Annotated in this window: 21 protein-coding genes; 16 read left to right on the forward strand and 5 right to left on the reverse strand. The window is 39.6% G+C overall.

What is annotated here, in order from left to right; all coding sequences use genetic code 11:
• Nucleotides 1–165 precede the first annotated feature (165 nt).
• The 8 genes from ribBA (at nt 166) to ACG916_RS14350 (ending at nt 8,371) form a co-directional block, all read left to right on the forward strand.
• Nucleotides 166–1,287 (forward strand): bifunctional 3,4-dihydroxy-2-butanone-4-phosphate synthase/GTP cyclohydrolase II, encoded by a 1,122-nt coding sequence (ribBA, locus tag ACG916_RS14315; protein ID WP_004818315.1) that lies wholly within the window; start codon nt 166–168, stop codon nt 1,285–1,287.
• A gap of 97 nt (nt 1,288–1,384) precedes the next feature.
• The gene (gene ribH / locus ACG916_RS14320; protein ID WP_004718750.1) at nt 1,385–1,855 is read left to right on the forward strand and encodes a 6,7-dimethyl-8-ribityllumazine synthase; all 471 of its coding nucleotides are present in this window, start codon (nt 1,385–1,387) and stop codon (nt 1,853–1,855) included.
• A gap of 3 nt (nt 1,856–1,858) precedes the next feature.
• Nucleotides 1,859–2,308 carry a transcription antitermination factor NusB gene (gene nusB / locus ACG916_RS14325; protein ID WP_004718751.1) on the forward strand — a complete coding sequence of 150 codons (450 nt, stop codon included), beginning with the start codon at nt 1,859–1,861 and terminating at the stop codon, nt 2,306–2,308.
• A gap of 11 nt (nt 2,309–2,319) precedes the next feature.
• The gene (gene thiL / locus ACG916_RS14330; RefSeq protein WP_419330269.1) at nt 2,320–3,237 is read left to right on the forward strand and encodes a thiamine-phosphate kinase; all 918 of its coding nucleotides are present in this window, start codon (nt 2,320–2,322) and stop codon (nt 3,235–3,237) included.
• Nucleotides 3,238–3,259: 22 nt separating this feature from the next.
• The gene (locus ACG916_RS14335; protein ID WP_016539097.1) at nt 3,260–3,736 is read left to right on the forward strand and encodes a phosphatidylglycerophosphatase A family protein; all 477 of its coding nucleotides are present in this window, start codon (nt 3,260–3,262) and stop codon (nt 3,734–3,736) included.
• A gap of 21 nt (nt 3,737–3,757) precedes the next feature.
• The gene (glmU, locus tag ACG916_RS14340; protein WP_244014593.1) at nt 3,758–5,122 is read left to right on the forward strand and encodes a bifunctional UDP-N-acetylglucosamine diphosphorylase/glucosamine-1-phosphate N-acetyltransferase GlmU; all 1,365 of its coding nucleotides are present in this window, start codon (nt 3,758–3,760) and stop codon (nt 5,120–5,122) included.
• 12 nt (nt 5,123–5,134) lie between these two features.
• Entirely contained in the window at nt 5,135–6,973 is a 1,839-nt protein-coding gene (gene glmS / locus ACG916_RS14345; protein WP_034611139.1) for a glutamine--fructose-6-phosphate transaminase (isomerizing), read from the forward strand.
• Between the two features lie 426 nt (nt 6,974–7,399).
• Entirely contained in the window at nt 7,400–8,371 is a 972-nt protein-coding gene (locus tag ACG916_RS14350; protein ID WP_004718779.1) for a cation diffusion facilitator family transporter, read from the forward strand.
• A 111-nt stretch (nt 8,372–8,482) separates the two neighbouring features.
• Here ACG916_RS14350 and ACG916_RS14355 read toward each other — a convergent pair whose 3' ends face one another.
• Nucleotides 8,483–8,803: an ArsR/SmtB family transcription factor gene (locus ACG916_RS14355; protein WP_004718782.1), complete on the reverse strand. Its 321-nt coding sequence runs from the start codon at nt 8,801–8,803 to the stop codon at nt 8,483–8,485.
• 140 nt (nt 8,804–8,943) lie between these two features.
• On the reverse strand, nt 8,944–9,213 hold the full coding sequence (locus tag ACG916_RS14360) for a DUF4031 domain-containing protein (RefSeq protein ID WP_004718783.1): 270 nt from the start codon (nt 9,211–9,213) through the stop codon (nt 8,944–8,946).
• Nucleotides 9,214–9,318: 105 nt separating this feature from the next.
• Between ACG916_RS14360 and ACG916_RS14365 the strand changes: the two genes are divergently transcribed.
• Nucleotides 9,319–9,837, forward strand: coding sequence for a GNAT family N-acetyltransferase (locus ACG916_RS14365; RefSeq protein WP_419330266.1), 519 nt, complete (start codon nt 9,319–9,321; stop codon nt 9,835–9,837).
• On the forward strand, nt 9,837–10,307 hold the full coding sequence (locus ACG916_RS14370; RefSeq protein WP_419330264.1) for a 2-thiouracil desulfurase family protein: 471 nt from the start codon (nt 9,837–9,839) through the stop codon (nt 10,305–10,307). The genes ACG916_RS14365 and ACG916_RS14370 overlap by 1 nt, the downstream gene beginning before the upstream one ends.
• Nucleotides 10,308–10,636: 329 nt before the next feature.
• Here the strand turns inward: ACG916_RS14370 and ACG916_RS14375 are convergent, their stop codons facing one another.
• Nucleotides 10,637–11,590 carry a bile acid:sodium symporter family protein gene (locus ACG916_RS14375; protein ID WP_419330262.1) on the reverse strand — a complete coding sequence of 318 codons (954 nt, stop codon included), beginning with the start codon at nt 11,588–11,590 and terminating at the stop codon, nt 10,637–10,639.
• Between the two features lie 93 nt (nt 11,591–11,683).
• Nucleotides 11,684–12,319, reverse strand: coding sequence for a bifunctional nicotinamidase/pyrazinamidase (pncA, locus tag ACG916_RS14380; protein ID WP_224964521.1), 636 nt, complete (start codon nt 12,317–12,319; stop codon nt 11,684–11,686).
• 485 nt (nt 12,320–12,804) lie between these two features.
• On the opposite strand from pncA, the gene dapA reads away from it, so the two are divergent.
• Genes dapA through purC form a run of 3 tightly spaced genes read left to right on the forward strand, consistent with a single transcriptional unit; the run spans nt 12,805 to nt 15,082 of the window.
• Entirely contained in the window at nt 12,805–13,701 is an 897-nt protein-coding gene (dapA, locus tag ACG916_RS14385; RefSeq protein ID WP_004718795.1) for a 4-hydroxy-tetrahydrodipicolinate synthase, read from the forward strand.
• A gap of 15 nt (nt 13,702–13,716) precedes the next feature.
• On the forward strand, nt 13,717–14,325 hold the full coding sequence (locus ACG916_RS14390) for a hypothetical protein (protein WP_004718797.1): 609 nt from the start codon (nt 13,717–13,719) through the stop codon (nt 14,323–14,325).
• A gap of 37 nt (nt 14,326–14,362) precedes the next feature.
• Entirely contained in the window at nt 14,363–15,082 is a 720-nt protein-coding gene (purC, locus tag ACG916_RS14395; protein WP_004818291.1) for a phosphoribosylaminoimidazolesuccinocarboxamide synthase, read from the forward strand.
• A 51-nt stretch (nt 15,083–15,133) separates the two neighbouring features.
• On the opposite strand, the gene ACG916_RS14400 is transcribed toward purC, so the two are convergent.
• Entirely contained in the window at nt 15,134–15,694 is a 561-nt protein-coding gene (locus ACG916_RS14400; protein WP_419310211.1) for a DUF4303 domain-containing protein, read from the reverse strand.
• Between the two features lie 237 nt (nt 15,695–15,931).
• Here ACG916_RS14400 and ACG916_RS14405 point away from each other — a divergent pair, with 237 nt between their 5' ends.
• From ACG916_RS14405 to ACG916_RS14415, 3 genes are all read left to right on the forward strand, one after another.
• Nucleotides 15,932–16,120 (forward strand): heavy-metal-associated domain-containing protein, encoded by a 189-nt coding sequence (locus tag ACG916_RS14405; protein WP_004818287.1) that lies wholly within the window; start codon nt 15,932–15,934, stop codon nt 16,118–16,120.
• Between the two features lie 426 nt (nt 16,121–16,546).
• Nucleotides 16,547–18,949, forward strand: coding sequence for a TonB-dependent receptor plug domain-containing protein (locus ACG916_RS14410; RefSeq protein WP_419330260.1), 2,403 nt, complete (start codon nt 16,547–16,549; stop codon nt 18,947–18,949).
• A 300-nt stretch (nt 18,950–19,249) separates the two neighbouring features.
• Nucleotides 19,250–19,783: a hypothetical protein gene (locus ACG916_RS14415; protein WP_419330258.1), complete on the forward strand. Its 534-nt coding sequence runs from the start codon at nt 19,250–19,252 to the stop codon at nt 19,781–19,783.

The following is a 19,783-nucleotide window of genomic DNA, read 5'->3' on the forward strand; positions in this document are numbered from 1 at the left end:
GATAAATCAATTTTCTTCTCTTTTCATTGCCCTACAAGCTTGTGTATAACTATCTATCTCAAAGGAAGATGATAAGCATAGGCAAAATACGTAAAAACACGTTAGACTATGCTCCGAATGTACTCAATGAAAATGTCATACGACAGAACAAAAAGGTGAAGGTTGATGCCGCTCAATACTGTTGAAGAGCTTGTAGCAGATATCCGTGCAGGTAAAATGGTTATCCTGATGGATGACGAAGATCGTGAAAATGAAGGCGATTTAGTCATTGCTGCAACACACGTACGCCCTGAAGACATCAACTTTATGATCACCCATGCTCGTGGTCTTGTATGCCTAACACTAAGTCGTGACCGCTGTAAGCAACTCGATCTACCATTAATGGTCGACCATAATGGCGCACAACACAGTACAAACTTCACGCTTTCTATTGAAGCTGCAAATGGTATAACCACTGGTATTTCTGCCGCAGAACGTGCCCATACAATTCAAACTGCAGTTGCTGCTCATGCCAAACCTGCTGATATTGTACAACCTGGACATATCTTCCCATTGATGGCACAACCAGGTGGTGTATTACACCGTGCTGGGCATACAGAAGCTGGCTGTGACTTATCTCGTTTAGCGGGTTTAGAGCCGGCATCGGTGATTTGTGAAATTATCAATGAAGATGGCACGATGGCACGTCGTCCAGATCTTGAAGTATTTGCTGAGAAACATGGCTTAAAAATTGGTACAATTGCTGATCTGATTCATTATCGTATGACCAATGAACAAACTGTAGAACGTTTGGATCAACAAAGTATAGATACTGAATACGGTACCTTTGATTTATACCGTTACCGTGAAATTGGTAATCCAGACATTCATTTGGCTTTGGTCAAAGGTGAACCAAAACAAGGGGTGACGACTGTCCGTGTACATGGTTTCAATCCTGTACGTGATTTATTGAAACTCAATAAAAAAGATGGTGAGCCTGCTTGGAACCTTGATAAAGCACTCAAAACAATTGCCGACAGTGATCGAGGGGTTTTGGTCTGGATTGGTCAACGTCATCTATCTGACTTAGGCCCTGCTTTGGCAGAACTTGGTAAGCCAAAACCAACAAAATCAAATGCTGCACTTTCACAGCAATACCAAACGATTGGTGTTGGTGCACAAATTTTACGTGATCTTGGTGTTGAAAAGATGAAACTTCTTAGCTCACCATTACGTTTCAATGCATTATCAGGCTTTAATTTAGAAGTGGTGGAATACATCACTGCTGACCAAAAAACTGGTCAATAATTTTTAATCAGACTGCATTTATTGCTCAATTAGGTTTTTAGTCGGGAAATAAAAGCAGTCGGTACAACCACTTATCTGTTAAATTATCGAGGTTGCCATGGCGATTCGCCGAATTGAAGGTTTATTACATCTCGCGAGCGAAGACCGTTACGCGATTTTAGTTGGTCGTTTTAACAGCTTTGTTGTTGAACATTTATTAGAAGGTGCAATTGATACATTGCATCGTCATGGTGTAAGCGACGATAATATCACTGTCGTTCATGCACCGGGCGCATGGGAACTTCCAGTTGTGGCTAAAAAACTAGCAGCTTCTGGTAAATTCGATGCAGTGATTGCACTTGGCGCAGTGATTCGTGGTAGTACGCCACATTTCGACTTCGTTGCAGGTGAATGTGCCAAAGGTTTAGGTGTAGTTGGTTTAGATACTGGCCTACCTGTAATCAATGGTGTATTGACTACGGATAGTATTGAACAGGCGATTGAACGCTCTGGTACAAAAGCAGGTAATAAAGGTGGTGAAGCTGCCCTTACTGCTATTGAAATGGTTAACCTGTTAAAGGCAATTTAAAGCATGTCGCAAACACTCCAAGCTACTTATGCAGCAAAACGTAAAGCACGTCGCTTTGCTGTACAAGGGATTTATGAATGGCAAATGAGCCACAACCCAGTGCATGAAATTGAAGCACGTACCCGTGTTGAAAACGCAATGCATAAAGTGGATCTCGGCTATTATCATGAGTTGCTCACAGCCGTGATCGCAAACCATGAAGCATTGGATGCTTTACTTGTTCCTGTTCTGGATCGTGAACTGAGTGCATTAGACGGTGTAGAACTTGCTACATTACGTTTAGGTGCATACGAACTCAAAGACCATCTTGAAGTCCCTTATCGAGTTGTACTCGATGAAGCCATTGAGCTGGCAAAACACTTTGGTGGTGCTGACAGTCATAAATACATCAATGGTGTATTAGATCGTTTAGCAACAAGCCTGCGTGAAGCAGAAAAGCAACAAAGCAAATAAGTTGTTTTTACATGGCTGAGTTTTCAATTATTGAGACCTATTTCAATCGTCAGCAGCAAACTGATGTTGATTTAGGCGTCGGTGACGACTCAGCTCTGCTCTCCCCACCTTTAAATCATCAATTGGTGATTTGCACAGATACCCTTGTCGCTGGTCGACATTTTCCCTTAGAAACTTCTCCACATGCCATTGGCTGGAAATCTGTTGCTGTCAATCTGTCAGATATTGCTGCAATGGGTGCGAAACCCCACAGTATTTTACTCGCATTGAGCCTATCCCAAATTGATCATGACTGGCTAAAACAATTTAGTCAGGGTTTATATGATTGTTGCGATCAATTTGGCGTACGTTTAATTGGTGGTGATACCACGCAAAGTCCACATCTCACCATTACCGTCACCGCACTGGGCTGGATTGAAACAGGCAAAGCCATTACCCGTTCTAGCGCACAAGTCGATGATTTAATTGTAGTGAGTGGCTCGATTGGTGATGCCGCTTTTGGGCTAAAACATTTAGGACATCCACTACAACAACGTCTAGATTACCCAACACCGCGCTGCGAACTAGGCGCCATGTTAAAAGACTTGGCGTCCAGTATGATTGATGTTTCAGATGGGCTTGCTCAAGATCTCGGGCATATCTTAGACGCCTCTGGTGTCGGTGCAAAAATAAATTTAAATCAACTCCCGATTCAGCCAGCTTTAAGGCAACTCAGCGACAATGAGCAATGGAAATATGCTTTAGCGGGCGGAGATGATTATGAGTTATGCTTTACAATAACTATGCAAAATTATGCTAAACTTTTGCAATTAAAACCAAATGTAACCACTACAATCATCGGCCAAGTTACACAAAAATCTGGGATTGTATTTGAGAAAGATGGCTTAGACCATCCACTTCAACTTCAAGGGTACCAACACTTTGCATAAACCTCCGATTGTCTTTAAAAGTATGACATGGGCTGAACGCTTTATTGTGTTCTGCGGTGTGGGCTTTGGTTCAGGCTTAGCGCCCAAAGCACCAGGTACATTTGGCTCAGCGTTTGCGCTTTTGTTTATTCCGATTTGGCTTGCAATTGGTTTTTATGGCTCCATATTGGCCATCATAATCATGTCATTGGTCGGTATTTGGATTTGTGGGAAAACCGCAGAGATTATCCATGTACATGATGATGGGCGTATTGTTTGGGATGAATTTGCTGGGCAATCAATCACGTTCCTGCCTTTGATTTATTTAGGGCAAATGAATTGGATTTGGGCACTGGTTGGATTTGCACTGTTCCGTTTATTTGATGTCTGGAAACCATGGCCTATTCGTGTCATTGACCAAAAAGTTGATGGTGGCTTTGGGATCATGCTTGACGATATTATTGCAGGCCTCTGGGCAGCAATATGTATCGTGATTTATTTATATTTTAAAATGGCTTAAGCCAGATCTGTTAGGTGTGATATGTCTACAACTGTGATCATTCTTGCTGCAGGTAAAGGAACACGTATGCGTTCTAGTTTACCCAAGGTACTCCAACCGTTAGCAGGACGTCCACTACTCGGTCATGTGATTGAAACAGCAAAACAATTACAAGCAAAAAATATCATTACAATCTTTGGTCACGGTGGTGATCTGGTTCAAAATGCATTTGCACATGAAAATATTCAATGGGTAGAGCAAACAGAACAACTTGGTACGGGTCATGCCGTTAAAGTGACTTTACCTGTTTTACCCCAAGACGGCATTTCTTTGATCCTTTCTGGTGATGTGCCTTGTGTACAACAAAGTACCCTACAACGTTTGCTTGATGTATCCAGTCAAACAGGCATCGGTTTAGTCACATTAACGCTTGAAGATTCTACAGGCTACGGTCGTATCGTACGTAAGGATGGAAAAATCCAAGCGATTGTTGAACATAAAGATGCTTCTGATGAACAACGTCAAATTAAAGAAATCAACACAGGTATTTACTGTGTCAGCAATACCAAATTACATGAATGGTTACCGAAACTCAGCAATGACAATGCTCAAGGCGAGTACTACCTGACCGATATCGTGGCAATGGCTTTAGCGGATGGTATGGAAATCGCATCCATTCAACCAGAATTGGCTTTTGAGGTTGAAGGCGTAAATGATCGCATTCAACTTGCAGCATTAGAGCGTGAATTTCAAAATTATCAAGCCAAATCACTGATGCAACAAGGCGTGCATTTGATTGACCCTTCACGTTTTGATTTACGTGGTCAACTCACGGCGGGTACTGATGTTCGTATTGATATTAATGTGATTATTGAAGGTCAATGTACTTTCGGAAATGGCGTTGAAATTGGTGCGGGATGTATTATTAAAAATACCCAAATTGCGGCAGGAACCAAAGTTCAACCGTATAGTGTTTTTGAAGATGCGGTGATTGGTGCAGATGTACATATTGGTCCTTTTGCACGACTACGTCCAGGTGCAAAATTGGCAGATGAAGTTCATATCGGTAACTTTGTTGAAGTGAAAAACTCTTCTGTTGGTCTAGGTTCAAAAGCCAATCATTTCACCTATTTAGGCGATGCAGAAATTGGTGCGGGTTCAAATATCGGTGCAGGTACAATTACCTGTAATTATGATGGCGCCAATAAACACAAAACCATCATTGGTGATAATGCCTTTATTGGAACCAACAACTCACTGGTTGCACCGATTAAAATTGGTCATGGCGCAACCACAGGTGCGGGTTCAGTGATTACCCATGATGTAGCAGACAACAGTCTTGCATTTGAACGTGCAAAACAAATTTCGAAAGAAAATTATCAACGTCCCCAAAAGGTCAAGAAATAAGAGGATATTATTATGTGCGGTATTGTTGGTGGCGTTGCTGAACGAAGCATTACAAATATTTTAATTGAAGGCCTAAAACGTCTTGAATATCGTGGTTATGACTCTGCGGGTGTTGCACTGGTTGATCAGGGGCAAATCTTACGTGAACGTCGTGTCGGTAAAGTTGCAAATTTAGAAGGTGCGGTTGCAGAGTCGAATATTTTAGGTTCTGTGGGTATTGCACACACACGTTGGGCAACCCATGGTAAACCAACTGAAAATAATGCCCATCCACATATTTCTGGCCATGTTGCAGTGGTACATAACGGTATTATTGAAAACTACCAAGAGCTTAAAGATGATCTTGAAGCTTTGGGTTATGTGTTTACATCACAAACCGATACTGAAGTCGTTGCTCACTTAATTACTGAAGCATTGAAATCATCGCCAAATTTATTAAAAGCCGTTGAAGAAATCGTACCTCAACTAAAAGGCGCTTATGCACTGGGGATTGTGCATACCGATTACCCAGATGAATTAATTGCTGTTCGTGAAGGCTCACCTTTAGTCATTGGTGTTGGTATCGGTGAGAACTTTATTAGTTCAGACCAATTGGCACTATTACCTGTGACCAACCGTTTTATCTATCTTGAAGAAGGTGATATTGCGCGTTTAACTCGTGAAACGATTGAAGTTTTTGTTAATGATCAATTGGTTGATCGTCCAGTGAAAGAACTGGATGCAACCGTGAGTAATGCCTCTAAAGGTGAGTATAAACACTACATGCTCAAAGAAATTTTTGAGCAACCTGAAGCAATTCAACAAACGATCTCTCAAGCTTTAAATGGCAATACACTACGAGAAGATTTCTTACAAAATGCAAATATAGATTTTAAAAATGTTCAGCAAATTCAGGTGCTTGCTTGTGGTACCAGCTACCATGCTGGAATGATTGCAAAATATTGGTTTGAACAACTGATTGATTTACCTTGCCAAGTTGAAATTGCCAGCGAGTTCCGTTATCGCTCGCCTGTGATTGTAGATAACACCTTGTATGTCTGTATTTCCCAATCAGGTGAAACTGCAGATACCTTGGCTGCATTACGTGATACACAAAAGCGTGCTAAAGCAAAAGGCTTAAATATCTACACCATGACGATTTGTAATGTCGCGACCTCGTCTATGGTTCGTGAAACAAATCATCATTTATTAACCTTGGCTGGTCCTGAAATTGGGGTCGCATCAACCAAAGCGTTTACCACACAGCTCGCAGCTTTGATGCTATTGACCCTTAAACTTGGTCAGGTTAAGCAAACCATTTCAGCTGAACGTCTTGATGAAATCACTTCTGCGTTGTGGCATATCCCTAAAGTCATTTTGGATACCTTACAAAATGATACAGAAATTTTACGTTTGTCTGTTCTGTTTAAAGAGAAGCAGCATTGCTTGTTCTTGGGTCGCGGTACAGAATTCCCAATTGCACTTGAAGGTGCATTAAAACTTAAAGAAATTTCATATATTCATGCTGAAGGTTATGCTGCAGGTGAATTGAAACATGGCCCGCTGGCATTGGTCGACAATGATATGCCTGTGGTGATTCTTGCACCGAATGATGACATGCTGGATAAACTTAAATCCAATATGGAAGAAGTCCAAGCACGTGGTGGTGAACTGTTTGTTTTTGCAGATGAAAATAGCGGTATCGTGGCTAAAGATCGTCAACATGTTGTCTATGTTCCAACGGTCAATACTTGGTTAGCACCGATAGCTTACAGTATCCCAGTACAGTTATTGTCTTATCATGTTGCGGTATTACGTGGTACTGACGTAGACCAACCAAGAAACTTAGCAAAATCAGTTACGGTTGAATAATCAATCAGTTACTTATTGTAGTGTATGAAATAAATTAAGTTTCATACATATATCAATAGCTTAAGTAATCCACACAAAGCATGCGCTAAAATTGCATGAATGTGTGGATTTTTTATGCCTAATTTTTATAGATACATCAATTTAAAATAACCTCAACCAGAACAATCACCCTAAACTAAACTTGAACCAACAAGATCCTTTAGCGAAAAATAGCCTCCTTTTTACTTCGCATCAAAGTAGATAAGCCCGAAAGTGAATCAGTCCGTTTTAAAAACTTTATTCTGTTTTATTAAACCTAAGTGCCTTATGGCATCAGTTTTTTGAAATTTTGATTCACAATGCAATAAAAAATTAACATGAAGTTATTTGACAAAACAAACATATGAACATATATTCATATGTAAATAATCCAATTCAGAGGTCCTTATGGGACACAATCATAATCATCCCCATAATAGCCATAGTGATCACAACCACGCACATGTACCTGAAGCAACTACAGGAAATGAAAGAAAAATTCTGATTTCTTTCTTCATTATTTTCAGTTTTATGCTTGTTGAAGCTGCTGGGGGAATCATATCTGGTTCATTGGCACTGTTAGCTGATGCAGGCCATATGATGACGGATGCACTTGCATTAGGATTAGCATATGCAGCATTTCGCTTTGGGCGTCGTACTGCGGATAAATCACGTACTTTCGGCTATATGCGCTTTGAAGTGATTGCAGGCCTGATCAATTCTCTAACCCTGTTTGGGATTGTTGGATGGATCGTCTATGAAGCGATTGTACGCTTTCAATCACCTCAACCCGTACTTGCAGGACCGATGTTTATTGTCGCAATTGTTGGTATGTTGGTGAATATCTTTGTTTTATGGTATCTCACACGAGATGATACTGATCATGTAAATATCAAAGGTGCAATTCTGCACGTGATGGGTGACTTATTGGGTTCTGTTGCTGCAATTATCGCTGCAATCGTCATCTGGTACTCAGGCTGGACACCGATTGATCCGATTTTGTCTGTGCTTGTATCATTACTTGTATTGCGCAGTGCATGGTCTTTGTTTAAACAAACCATTCATATTTTATTAGAAGGTGCGCCTGCCAATGCGAATACAACAGATATCACCACTCACTTATTAAAATCCGTTCAAGGCATTCAGAAAATTAGCCATATTCATGTATGGATGATTACTTCAGGAAGAGCAATGGCAACATTACATGTCCAACCTGAAGCAGGTGTTGATATCAAGACACTCACCGAACAAATTGAACATGAATTAAAAACCAAATTTGATATTGAACATCCAACTGTCGCGATTGATTGGCAAGGTGATAGCAGCTGTAGCCTTGAAAAACCGACAAAAATTGATCCTCATGCTGGACATAGTCATTAAGATCAATATGGATCAAGCACAAATTGCCACAAGGTCATTGATTGTTGCCTTGTGGCATCCACATTTTGAAATTCACTTTGCTTTTGATAATCGATTTGAAAAATAGAAAATTTAACCACACTGCTCTTCTGCAATATGTTTTGCCATATCAGACAGAACATGACTGACATGCGTATCAGCGATTTCATATAAGACTTGTTTGGCCTGACGCTCACTTTTCACCAAGCGTGCTGAACGTAATAAACGTAAATGATGACTAACCAAAGATTGCGACAAATCGAGTGCTTCACAGATATCGCCAACTGGGCTAGGTCCACGCATACAGAATAAAAGAATTCTGAGACGTGAGGCATCTCCTAAAAGTCGAAAAGTTTCAGCCAGAATAATAATCTCGTCTTGCGATATTTCTGTTGAGCCGTCTTTAAAAGTCATATATTAATCACAATCGTTGTTCATAATTTTTCATCATAAAAGATTCTACTCTTGTGCTTCTCATAAGGACAAGACTTAATCGCGATAAAGTCTTTTTCTGGAGGTTCGGTTTTATCAAGCTTAAATAAAAAACCAATTCTTTATAAAGATTGGTTAAGTTGTAACTTCAGTTTCTTTCCACAAGCAATAATGGTTTTTCGATCGGCATCAATTGCGCCATAAGCAATCGCCATCACACGCATTTGCAGGGTAATATCATAATGCGGATAAGAGGCTGAGCGATGAAATAAACGGGCATCGATTTCCAGCATTTGCGCAAAGTGATGTAATTCCTCCAGTGTATCTGCCATCAAATGACACCATTCTTGGCCTTTAAACGGAACTTTTGCGCGATCGACATACACACTCATAACAAGATTCATTTTCCCTATTTCGGATTGATTATCCCATGAAATTCATCCATGATTGAATACAAATTCAAGGTATAGCAAAGCGTCATTTGATGACAACATATAATGAAAATTTATCCAGCCACGCCAATCCATCTCAAGCAACTCAATCAGCTTGCCTGCACCACATATCGCCAACATTTTGCTGATCTTTGGTCAGAACAAGGTCTACAAAACTTTCTCAATCAAAATTTTAGTTTAGAAAATTTGTCCGAATCTCTGCGAGATCCTGATCAAGTTTGGCTATTGCTTGAAAATGAACAAGCGCAAATTATTGGATATGCCAAGCTAAATCTCAATCAATATGAACCCCATCTAGATATTATTGGTGCAGAATTACAGAAAATTTACTTGCTTAAAGAGGCGGTTGGGAAAAATTTTGCATCTGCGCTTATGCAAAATGCGATTGATATTGCACGTGAACATCAACAAGCTTCTGTATTTTTGGAAGTATTGAAAACCAACACCCGTGCAAAAAAATTCTATCAAAATTTTGCTTTTACAGAGAAATTAAGCATCGACTTTAAAACAGATTTATATGATATTGGTATGAATTTAATGCAACTCGAATTAACCTCAAGATAATGAAAAAATATCTGATTAGTGCATGTCTTGTAGGTGAAAATGTTCGCTACGATGCCAAGAACTGCCTACAACACAAGCTTAAACAACTGCTAGACACTCAACAAGCCGTGGTGATTTGCCCTGAAGTTTCAGGTGGCTTAAGTACACCTCGACAGCCTGCTGAAATCTTAGGTGGTGATGGTTATCAAGTTTTAAAGGGACAAGCCAAAGTAAAAGATGCCAATGGTGATGATGTTTCAGCTGAATTTATTCTGGGTGCAGAAAAAACCCTAAAACTCGCCCAATACCATCAAGTGACACATATTATTTTAAAAGCCAACAGTCCTTCTTGTGGTTCACAGATGATTTATGATGGATCATTTTCAGGGCATAAAATATCAGGTAAAGGGGTTACAGCAGCCCTACTTGAACAACATGGCTTTAGTGTACTCACTGAGGATGAATTTTTAAAACAGTTAGCGCATGAATAAATCAACATAATTAAAAAGAGAGCCAAGGCTCTCTAAATGAAACGTAAATTTTAAAATAGTATTAGGGTCTGTTGACAATTCGTCTATGTTTGCGACTACGTGTGTTTTTTAGGCGATACTAGGCGCGAAATACGAAATTTAGTTATTCTAAATGAGTGGTTCGTAACGACGTAGCGGCAAAAAACACGCTAGTCCCGAAGGGTTGTGGCTAAAATTATCTCAGCCTTCGTTATGAAACTCGAAAATAGTCTCGCTATTCTCTTCGTTTCATGCCTTGCCTGCTCAATTTTAACCTACAACGCAAGCCATTTATGAAATGTCTACAGACCCTATTGTTTATTTTCAGCCATTTTATCGGCTTTCGCTGCCCAATAGGTGGCTAAAACAGGTCCAGAAATATTATGCCATAAACTAAAAATAGCACTTGGCACTGCGGTTATTGGAGATGCAGCAAAATGTATCGCAGCTAAGGTCACACCTAAACCAGAATTTTGCATCCCCACTTCAATCGCAACAGCTTTAGAGTCAGGATAAGATAAGTTGAATAGACGGCTTGCCCAATAGCCTAATAAAAAGCCTAAACCATTATGTAAAATCACCACACCCAAAATCAGCAAGCCCGATTGCAAAATTGAAGCCTTACTGGCTGCAATAATTGCTGCCACGATCACCACAATGGCAACCACAGAGATCAAAGGCATCAATTGAATATATTGCTCGGTCTTTTGTTTAAATAGGCTTCTTAAAATCACGCCCAAAATAATTGGAAAAATCACCACTTTAAGAATATCGATAAACATTGAACCCGCATCAATCGGAATCCACTGGCTGGCTAACACATAGAATATTGCAGGTGTCAAAATAGGCGCTAAAAACGTTGAAACAGATGTACATGTGACGGATAAAGCAGTATTTCCTTTGGCCATATAGGTGATGACATTGGATGCTGTCCCTCCGGGGCAACAGCCGACAAGGATTACCCCTACCGCAATTTCGGGTGGTAAATTAAAAACTTTACAGAGAAAGAATGCCACACTGGGCATCACCACAAAATGTGCAACGACACCGATCACAACTGCTTTGGGATTTGACAAGACATTTTTAAACTCATCTACGGTCATGGTCATGCCCATCCCCAGCATGATAATCCCTAAAACCCATGGAATATATGCTTTCATCCAGACAAATGCTGCTGGAAAACATAAGGCAATAAAGGCAAACACCACAACCCATAGAGCAAAAGTTTTTTGTACAAACTGACTAAAACGTAAAATTGCTGACATTGTCCTTACCCAAGCAGATTGAGGATTTCGGCTTATCTTAAAACAAGATGTTCTAAAGCAGTAATATTTCTCAAATGATGCAAGTCTTGATACTTATGCTGCGTTGAAAATCTCTTTTGAGATCACGCGTTTTACACCCACAGCCAGCATTTCCTGCCATGCATGTTGTAAAGAACCATGTAAATCAATCGCTTTGGTCGCGTCCGAAATCACGAAGGCTTTAAAGCCTAATTTGGCGGCATCCATGGCCGTCCATGCGACACAGAAGTCTGTTGCAATCCCGACAATATACACCGTATCTATACCACGCTCTTTAAGATAGCCCGCCAAGCCTGTAGTGGTTTTATGATCGGCTTCCATAAAGGCTGAATAGCTGTCAATTTGAGAACGAAAGCCTTTACGAATGATCAGTTGTGCAGTTGGTATGTTTAGATCAGGATGAAATTCAGCATCTTGCGTCCCTTGTACACAGTGTGATGGCCACAATACTTGCGGACCATAATCTAATTGAATCAGCTCATAAGCTTTACGGTTGGGATGATTCTCAACAAATGAAATATGGTTTTCAGGGTGCCAATCTTGGGTCAGTACGATATTGTCAAAATGTCGTGCCAATTGATTGATGGTTGGAATGATTTGCTCAGCATGGGCAACTTCTAAATTTCCGCCTGAAGTGAAACCATTTTGTACATCAACAACGATCAAGGCACTACGCTCAGATTGCAACATTTCCCTACCCTTATATTGGCCAAATGACTATTATTTTAATCGTAAAAATTTAAACACTCGATGACTCAACATACAATATAATAGCGTACATTTGCGAGCGTCTTATCAAAATCAACCAAGAAATCATCTAGAACGGTTCGCTAGATTCTAAACGGCGAGACTCCGCCACCCAATAGAAAATTGTTTTCTAGCGCGAATAGATTTTACCCAGCATTGGGATTAAAACTGCACGCTGTTCATGTTTGATAAAAAACTGAAAATAAAAAAAAATTGCTTGGAAATGTGAGTGATTTGTTGCTTTTGTTAAAGAATTTCCAAGCTTTGACTAAAGCATATTGTTCTGACACGCTGAATCAGTCATAATTTGCATAAGCATTAGGCAATCTTTAAGATGATTGTTTCACGCTCAAATCAAAATACTGCAACCATCCCAATCCTTGTTTACTCAAACGCATGTGGATGGAAAAATAGGATATTTTTTTAAAATGACTCAGCAAGCACAGACCATTCAAGGCTCAATTGTCGCAATCGTCACCCCTATGTTTGAAGATGGCAGCGTAGATTGGAAGGGTCTCGAGAAGCTCGTTGAGTGGCACATAGAACAAGGCACTAATAGTATCGTTGCTGTCGGTACAACTGGCGAAGCATCTACTCTTAGCATGGCAGAACACACAGAAGTAATTAAAGAAATTATCCGTGTTGCCAATAAACGTATTCCAATTATTGCCGGTACTGGTGCAAACTCGACACACGAAGCGATTGAACTCACCAAAGAAGCCAAACAACTCGGCGCAGATGCCGCACTTTTAGTTACCCCTTATTATAACAAACCAACGCAAGAAGGTTTATTCCAACACTATAAGGCAGTTGCTGAAGCTGTTGATTTACCTATCATTCTTTACAACGTACCTGGTCGTACTGGTGTAGATCTGCACAACGACACCGCGATTCGTTTAGCAGATATTCCTCAAATCGTAGGAATTAAAGATGCGACTGGCGATGTTCCCCGTGGTAAAGAGCTGATTGATGGCTTAAAAGGCAAAAACATGGTGGTGTATTCAGGTGATGATGCGACTGCGAGTGAATTGATTCAGTTAGGCGCCCACGGCAATATTTCAGTAACAGCAAATATTGCACCAAAAATCATGAGCGAACTTTGTGCCGCTGCAATTGCAGGTGATGCTGCAACAGCGAAAAGCAAAGATGACCAAGTTGCAAAATTAAACAATATTCTATTTTGCGAATCGAACCCAATTCCAGTGAAATGGGCACTTCATGAAATGGAATTAATTGGTACTGGCATTCGCTTACCATTAACTCCCCTAGCAGAACAATACCGTGCACCACTGCGTGAAGAACTCAAAGCAGTGGGTCTCATTTAATAAGAGCTTAGTATTATGCAATTACGTTTAGGTTTAACTCTTGCCATTTCAGCTTTAAGCTTGGCGGGTTGTAGTTCCCTTGGAATCAGCAATGGTTCTTTAGATTATAAAAACACGACCACTGTAGAGCCACTTAGCTACCCTGAAGGTTCAACAGTTAGACCTGCAACGCCAATGTATCCAGCTCCTATTGTTGACCCTCTTGCACTTCAGCATGCACCAAAATTTGAAAATAAACGAGGCAACCGTTACGAAGTTCCTCGTCCAGATGTTGCTCAAATCAGTGCACCTGCTGATGAAGTTTCTGCATCAACTGAAAGTGTTGGTCGTCCTCAAATTTTAACTGATGGAAATGGCAATCCACTGATCAAAATTGATGGAAATTCTGCTACAATTTGGCAGTACGCACTTGCGACCCTCAGTAGCTTAAATCATAAGGTTATCGGCCAAAGCAAAAATGCCAATGAGGCAACTGTAAAAATCGATAATTCAACTTATGTATTGAAGCTTAATTCTGTAGGTTCAAGTAACACACTTGCTGTGTTTAACGCCGATAATAGCTTTGCAGACAAAGAAAAAGCTGCAGAACTATTAACCCAGATTTACCAAAACTGGCCAGCCTAGTCGTTCTAGGCAATTTTTTTTTGCAAAAGGTTCCCCCATGTTAAAACAAACCTTGCTCTATACTGGTAAAGCGAAATCTGTTTATGAAACAGATAGCGCGGATCATCTAATTCTAGTTTTCCGTGATGATGCTTCTGCATTTAATGGCGAAAAAATAGAGCAACTAGACCGTAAAGGTAAGGTGAACAACCGTTTTAATGCCTTTATCATGGAAAAACTGGCTGCAGCTGGTATTGAAACACACTTCGAAAAACTTCTTTCTCCAACTGAAGTTTTAGTGAAAAAATTGCAAATGATCCCTGTTGAATGTGTAATGCGTAATTATGCTGCAGGTTCATTATGCCGTCGTTTGGGTGTTGAAGAAGGTTTAGAGCTTGTTCCACCAACATTTGAATTGTTCTTCAAAGATGACGCTTTAGGCGATCCTATGGTGAACGAGTCTCAAGCAATTGCATTGGGTTGGGCAAATGCTGAACAATTGGCGCAAATGAAAGAATTGACTCAAAAAGTCAATGTTGTGCTGAAAGACTTATTCGCTCAAGGCAACATGCTTCTTGTTGATTTTAAACTTGAATTTGGCGTGTTCCATGACCGTATCGTTTTGGGTGACGAATTCTCTCCAGACGGTTGCCGTCTATGGGATAAAGACACCAAGAAAAAACTCGACAAAGACCGTTTCCGTCAAGGTTTAGGTGGTGTTGTTGAAGCTTATGAAGAAGTGGCTACTCGCATTGGTGTAGATCTTTCAGATATCTAATTTTAGATACTGATTCTTCAGAAACCGAGCTTTTTAGCTCGGTTTCTTATTTTAAGATGCTGATTTTTCTAATAGGTAATCATATAAATTTTCACCAGCTTTTTTCTGAAAGCGGTTTTCAAATAAAGGCACTAAAAACTCAGGATTAATTTGTGGGAAACTGATGTCCTCAAAATCTTCATCGGATGAGTCTGCATATTGAATAATGACAATAATTTCTTCACCCTGTTGGTTTTTTAATTTTCCTTGTATTCTTAAATCTTGTAATGCTTGAATAATGGTCTTTTGATAGTGCGCTTGCAATTCGCTATATTGCTCATTTGTATAATCCTCTCCCAAGTCCTGATACAAAGCCGTGATTGCATCGTGAACACGATTATTGGCAGTACTTGAACAACTCCATTCTGAAATCCACCATGCTTCATAGACGTCTTCAAAGGTTTTTAATTGTTCTAATGTGCATCCTACATAAAAGAAACCACAGAAATCTTCAACCATTCCCAAACCAATAGCACATAAATGCTGATCTTGTGTAAGCTGCTGAATCTCAGCGAAAGCATCTTGAATGTCTTGGTAAATCACTGAATATAAATGGTCTTTGTTCATCATCATGTTCTTATCATTCACAATTTCAATGCAGAGTTTACTATCAAAGCATAAATTCTGTATATAAACCATTCGCCTATGTTGGCATTTAGCATTCGTAAAAAATTCAGCAATCGATGGCTTAAAAATACTGTAAATTATTTTTGAAAAAGCATTGCGATGAAACTTTAAACATTAAAACTTGACCTTACAATTATGGTAAGGTTTATCTTAAGTTTAAGTCTTCTTAGAGCAGGGTGAGATATGGAATTTTATATTGAAAATATGACCTGTGGTGGTTGTGCACGTGGTGTAACCAAAGCAATTCAATCTGTAGATGAAAATGCTAAGGTGATTGCCGATCCACCAAGTCACAGTGTTAAAGTTGAAACAACAGCAACACAGCAACAAGTGGTTGATGCTTTATCAGAAGCGGGCTTTCCTCCACGCTAAGCTGATTAGATAAAGTGAAAAGGGCTATCAATTTAAGGTAGCCCTTTTGCATTAAAGCAAATATAAACTGATCAAACTGGGCTCTGTCATGGGATTTATACGTCTGTATAGCATTGATCAAACCCAGCTTTTACTGATGTAAATCGTTGATCATCACTATATTTCATCAACTTAATTCAATATCACAGCCTCATCACTGAGCCAATCAAAATCATACGCTTTATCAATAATTTCAAAAGATTGTGTATCAAACTTCCTATAAAACATCACATGCTGAAATCTATATTTCTAAACTGAGAACACTTTAAATAACCATACACTTTGCAGATTTTATTCTATTTATATTTTTAAAAGTTGTTTTCTAAATAATCTCAAGCTCACTATGATCACAACAAACCGTTACAAAAAGAGCTACAAAATAGAGTTATGCGTACATTATCAAAACGATATTCATTAAGCCTCACCGCCAGCTTAGTTTTTACATTTCTGTATCCACATGCCTACGCTGCGGAACAGATTCCAGCCAATCAAGAAGTTAAAACACTTGATACCATTGTTGTCACAGGTACACGTTCGCTAAAACGTTCTAAAACAGATTCCTTACAACCGATTGATGTGATTAGTGCAGCGGAATTGACAGAACGTACAGGTTCAAGTGAGTTAGGTACGGCGCTGGCTAAAATTATCCCCTCGATTAACTTTCCTCGTCCAACCGTTGTCGATGGAACAGAACTCGTTCGCCCAGTACAACTAAAAGGGCTTTCTCCTGATCAAGTTTTGGTTTTAGTGAATGGCAAACGTCGCCATACAGGGGCATTTATTAACCTTGGGGGCACCATTGGACGCGGTTCGGCACCGACCGATTTAAATGCCATTCCGATTTCTGCCATCAGCCGTATTGAAGTACTTAGAGAAGGTGCGTCTGCTCGCTATGGTTCAGATGCAATTGCTGGTGTCGTCAACATTATCTTAAAGTCTGATCCTAAAACAGGTGATGCAGGTATTCGCTACGGTATTTATAACAAAGGTGATGGTGAACAAAAACAATCCTATGTCTCGGGCGGTACTCAACTGGGCAATTATGGTTATGCCATTTTTTCTGGTGAATGGCAGGACAATGAGGCAACCAATCGCGCAGGTTTAGACTTTCGTGATCCAAATGCCACTACATACGGACAAAGAACCTTCCGTTTTGGTGATCCAAAATCTGATGAGGTAAAAGCTTCTGTTAATGCTGGTTTTGACCTCAGTGATACTGTTGAATTATATGGCTTTTCAACCTATAGCCATCGTAATGCAGAAACTGCTAGATTCTATCGTTTGAGTAATGCCTCGAACAATGTGCCTGCATTATTTCCAAATGGTTATTTACCACTGATTCGCGGTCAATTAGATGACTTTAGTGCTGTTGCAGGCTTACGTGGGGAAGTTGCAGACTGGCGCTATGATGTTTCAGCCAATTATGGCTTAAACCAATATGATGTAAATACAAAAACCATCAATGTCGATCTATACAAAGATACAGGTTCAACACCAAATTCATTCCATAATGGACAGTTAAAGAATACTCAAGCTGTTTATAATATTGATTTGTCGAAAGAATTTGAGATCTCTGCTTTTGCAAGTCCATTAAATGTCGCGTTTGGTGCTCAATATTTAAATCAACAATATCAAATTAAAGCAGGCAATCCTGCCTCTTATTATAAAAGTGGTTCTTCAGGTTTATCAGGCTTTCGCCAAGCAGATGCCGGGAAATGGACCCGTGACAGTTATGCAGGATATCTTGATTTAGAAACAGATATTACCCAAAAACTTTCAGCATCTACAGCCTATCGTTATGAGAAATATGATGACTTTGGTGACACCAATAATGCATCTCTTTCATTACGTTATAAGCTTTTACCTCAAGTTGCGGTACGTGGCTCAGTTTCTACAGGCTTTCGCGCACCGAGTCTGGCACAACAATATTTCACTCAAACCTCTTCGCAATTGGTCAATGGACAGTTTGTTGAGGCTGGAACATTTCCAAGTTCTTCACAAGTTGCACAATTGCTCGGCGCAGAAGACTTAAAAGCTGAAAAATCAAAGAATTATAGCCTTGGCTTGGTACTTACCCCAACTAAAAACCTATATGTAACTTTGGATGCCTACCAAATTGATATTGATGACCGCATTAGCTTATCTTCAAATATCAATGCCAGCAGCCCCGCTGTTCGCGCTTATTTAGTGTCTAAAGGGATTACCGATACCAATTTCAGCACGGTTCGTTTCTTTAATAATGCCAGTAATACCCGCACTCGTGGTGTAGATTTAGTTGCCAATTACCAATGGCAAAACCTGCCTTATGGCGAGTTAACCACATCTTTGGCTTATAATTTTAATCGCAATAAAGTCACCGATGTCGATAAAAACCCTGAGATTTTAAATGCCTTGGGTGTCAACCTCACCCGTTTAGACCGTCGTGAACAATATGGTCTATTGGCAGGAAGCACACCTGAACATAAATTCAGTTTAGCCAATGATTATAAAATTGGAAATTTTGGTATCAATACCAATATCACACGTTATGGAAGCTTCGAAACTTACAGTAACTCAGGTGCTGCCAGTGATCAGAAATTTTCTGCAAAATGGCTGTTGGATTTAGCACTGACATACCAATTAAACAATTGGAAATTTACTGTTGGGGGAGACAACATTACCAATGTTTATCCTGATAAAGATGTTTATGACATCAACAAACCTACTGGCGGAAGTTTGCAATACAGCCAGTTCTCACCGTTTGGCTTTAATGGTGCGTTCTATTACGGCAAAATTAATTATAAGTGGTAGAGGTTAAAGTTAACCAAGGGCTTCAAACCGAGTTGAATGACTCGGTTTTTTTATGTGTATCGTTATTGGGTATATCCTCAACCTGTTTAGAAACACATACACTAGAATATAATTTTTCTTCATTCATAATTTTAATTAAATCAATTTGCGTAGACGCTACCTAACTTTTCAGAGATGAACAGAGACGAGTGACAAAATTTCCTGTTGGATCAGCGAGTATCGGTAAGCTTTGGATTGCTGATGAACTTTTTTTAAGAAACTTATATACTCAAAACAAACGATATTCAGATTTAATCCAACATGATAAAAACAATTTATGCTGTCATTTTATTCTTGATCATTTTAAATCCTGCACAGGCGGAAGAGTTAAGCTGTCAGCAAGATTATCCTAAAATTATTGCGCCTGACTTAGATCAATTAGGACAAGATTTAAAGAAAAATGATTATTCATTTATGCAACAAAAAACCCATCCATCTCTAATCAAATATGCTGGCGGTGCAGAAGCTTATCAGCAGTTGCTTCAATACGCTCAAAATCTGCTTGCCAAATCACAGGTAGAAATTGTCAATGTACAATCAAAGCCACCACTTTATAGCTATATCGTAGATCATGAAGAAATTTGCTTTGTACCCAAAACCATCACCATGAAAGTTGTGGGTCAAATTCAAGCAGCATCGCCCTCATTTATGGTCGCCATTCGTTCACTACAATCACATCAATGGACCTATCTGGACGGTGCAGGACTAAAGAATAATCCTCAAATGCTGTTTACACTTTTTCCAAATTTCCCCAAAGATGTAAAACTCCCATTTCAAACAGATACCATAAAATAA

This window comes from Acinetobacter legionensis, assembly GCF_048552295.1.
Classification (GTDB): domain Bacteria; phylum Pseudomonadota; class Gammaproteobacteria; order Pseudomonadales; family Moraxellaceae; genus Acinetobacter.

What these genes read in the sequence shown, in the direction of transcription:
- ribBA (WP_004818315.1), top strand. Translation starts at nt 166, where the DNA reads ATGCCGCTCAATACTGTTGAAGAGCTTGTAGCAGATATCCGTGCAGGT.
- ribH (WP_004718750.1), top strand. Translation starts at nt 1,385, where the DNA reads ATGGCGATTCGCCGAATTGAAGGTTTATTACATCTCGCGAGCGAAGAC.
- nusB (WP_004718751.1), top strand. Translation starts at nt 1,859, where the DNA reads ATGTCGCAAACACTCCAAGCTACTTATGCAGCAAAACGTAAAGCACGT.
- thiL (WP_419330269.1), top strand. Translation starts at nt 2,320, where the DNA reads ATGGCTGAGTTTTCAATTATTGAGACCTATTTCAATCGTCAGCAGCAA.
- ACG916_RS14335 (WP_016539097.1), top strand. Translation starts at nt 3,260, where the DNA reads ATGACATGGGCTGAACGCTTTATTGTGTTCTGCGGTGTGGGCTTTGGT.
- glmU (WP_244014593.1), top strand. Translation starts at nt 3,758, where the DNA reads ATGTCTACAACTGTGATCATTCTTGCTGCAGGTAAAGGAACACGTATG.
- glmS (WP_034611139.1), top strand. Translation starts at nt 5,135, where the DNA reads ATGTGCGGTATTGTTGGTGGCGTTGCTGAACGAAGCATTACAAATATT.
- ACG916_RS14350 (WP_004718779.1), top strand. Translation starts at nt 7,400, where the DNA reads ATGGGACACAATCATAATCATCCCCATAATAGCCATAGTGATCACAAC.
- ACG916_RS14355 (WP_004718782.1), bottom strand. Translation starts at nt 8,803, where the DNA reads ATGACTTTTAAAGACGGCTCAACAGAAATATCGCAAGACGAGATTATT.
- ACG916_RS14360 (WP_004718783.1), bottom strand. Translation starts at nt 9,213, where the DNA reads ATGAGTGTGTATGTCGATCGCGCAAAAGTTCCGTTTAAAGGCCAAGAA.
- ACG916_RS14365 (WP_419330266.1), top strand. Translation starts at nt 9,319, where the DNA reads ATGAAAATTTATCCAGCCACGCCAATCCATCTCAAGCAACTCAATCAG.
- ACG916_RS14370 (WP_419330264.1), top strand. Translation starts at nt 9,837, where the DNA reads ATGAAAAAATATCTGATTAGTGCATGTCTTGTAGGTGAAAATGTTCGC.
- ACG916_RS14375 (WP_419330262.1), bottom strand. Translation starts at nt 11,590, where the DNA reads ATGTCAGCAATTTTACGTTTTAGTCAGTTTGTACAAAAAACTTTTGCT.
- pncA (WP_224964521.1), bottom strand. Translation starts at nt 12,319, where the DNA reads ATGTTGCAATCTGAGCGTAGTGCCTTGATCGTTGTTGATGTACAAAAT.
- dapA (WP_004718795.1), top strand. Translation starts at nt 12,805, where the DNA reads ATGACTCAGCAAGCACAGACCATTCAAGGCTCAATTGTCGCAATCGTC.
- ACG916_RS14390 (WP_004718797.1), top strand. Translation starts at nt 13,717, where the DNA reads ATGCAATTACGTTTAGGTTTAACTCTTGCCATTTCAGCTTTAAGCTTG.
- purC (WP_004818291.1), top strand. Translation starts at nt 14,363, where the DNA reads ATGTTAAAACAAACCTTGCTCTATACTGGTAAAGCGAAATCTGTTTAT.
- ACG916_RS14400 (WP_419310211.1), bottom strand. Translation starts at nt 15,694, where the DNA reads ATGATGATGAACAAAGACCATTTATATTCAGTGATTTACCAAGACATT.
- ACG916_RS14405 (WP_004818287.1), top strand. Translation starts at nt 15,932, where the DNA reads ATGGAATTTTATATTGAAAATATGACCTGTGGTGGTTGTGCACGTGGT.
- ACG916_RS14410 (WP_419330260.1), top strand. Translation starts at nt 16,547, where the DNA reads ATGCGTACATTATCAAAACGATATTCATTAAGCCTCACCGCCAGCTTA.
- ACG916_RS14415 (WP_419330258.1), top strand. Translation starts at nt 19,250, where the DNA reads ATGATAAAAACAATTTATGCTGTCATTTTATTCTTGATCATTTTAAAT.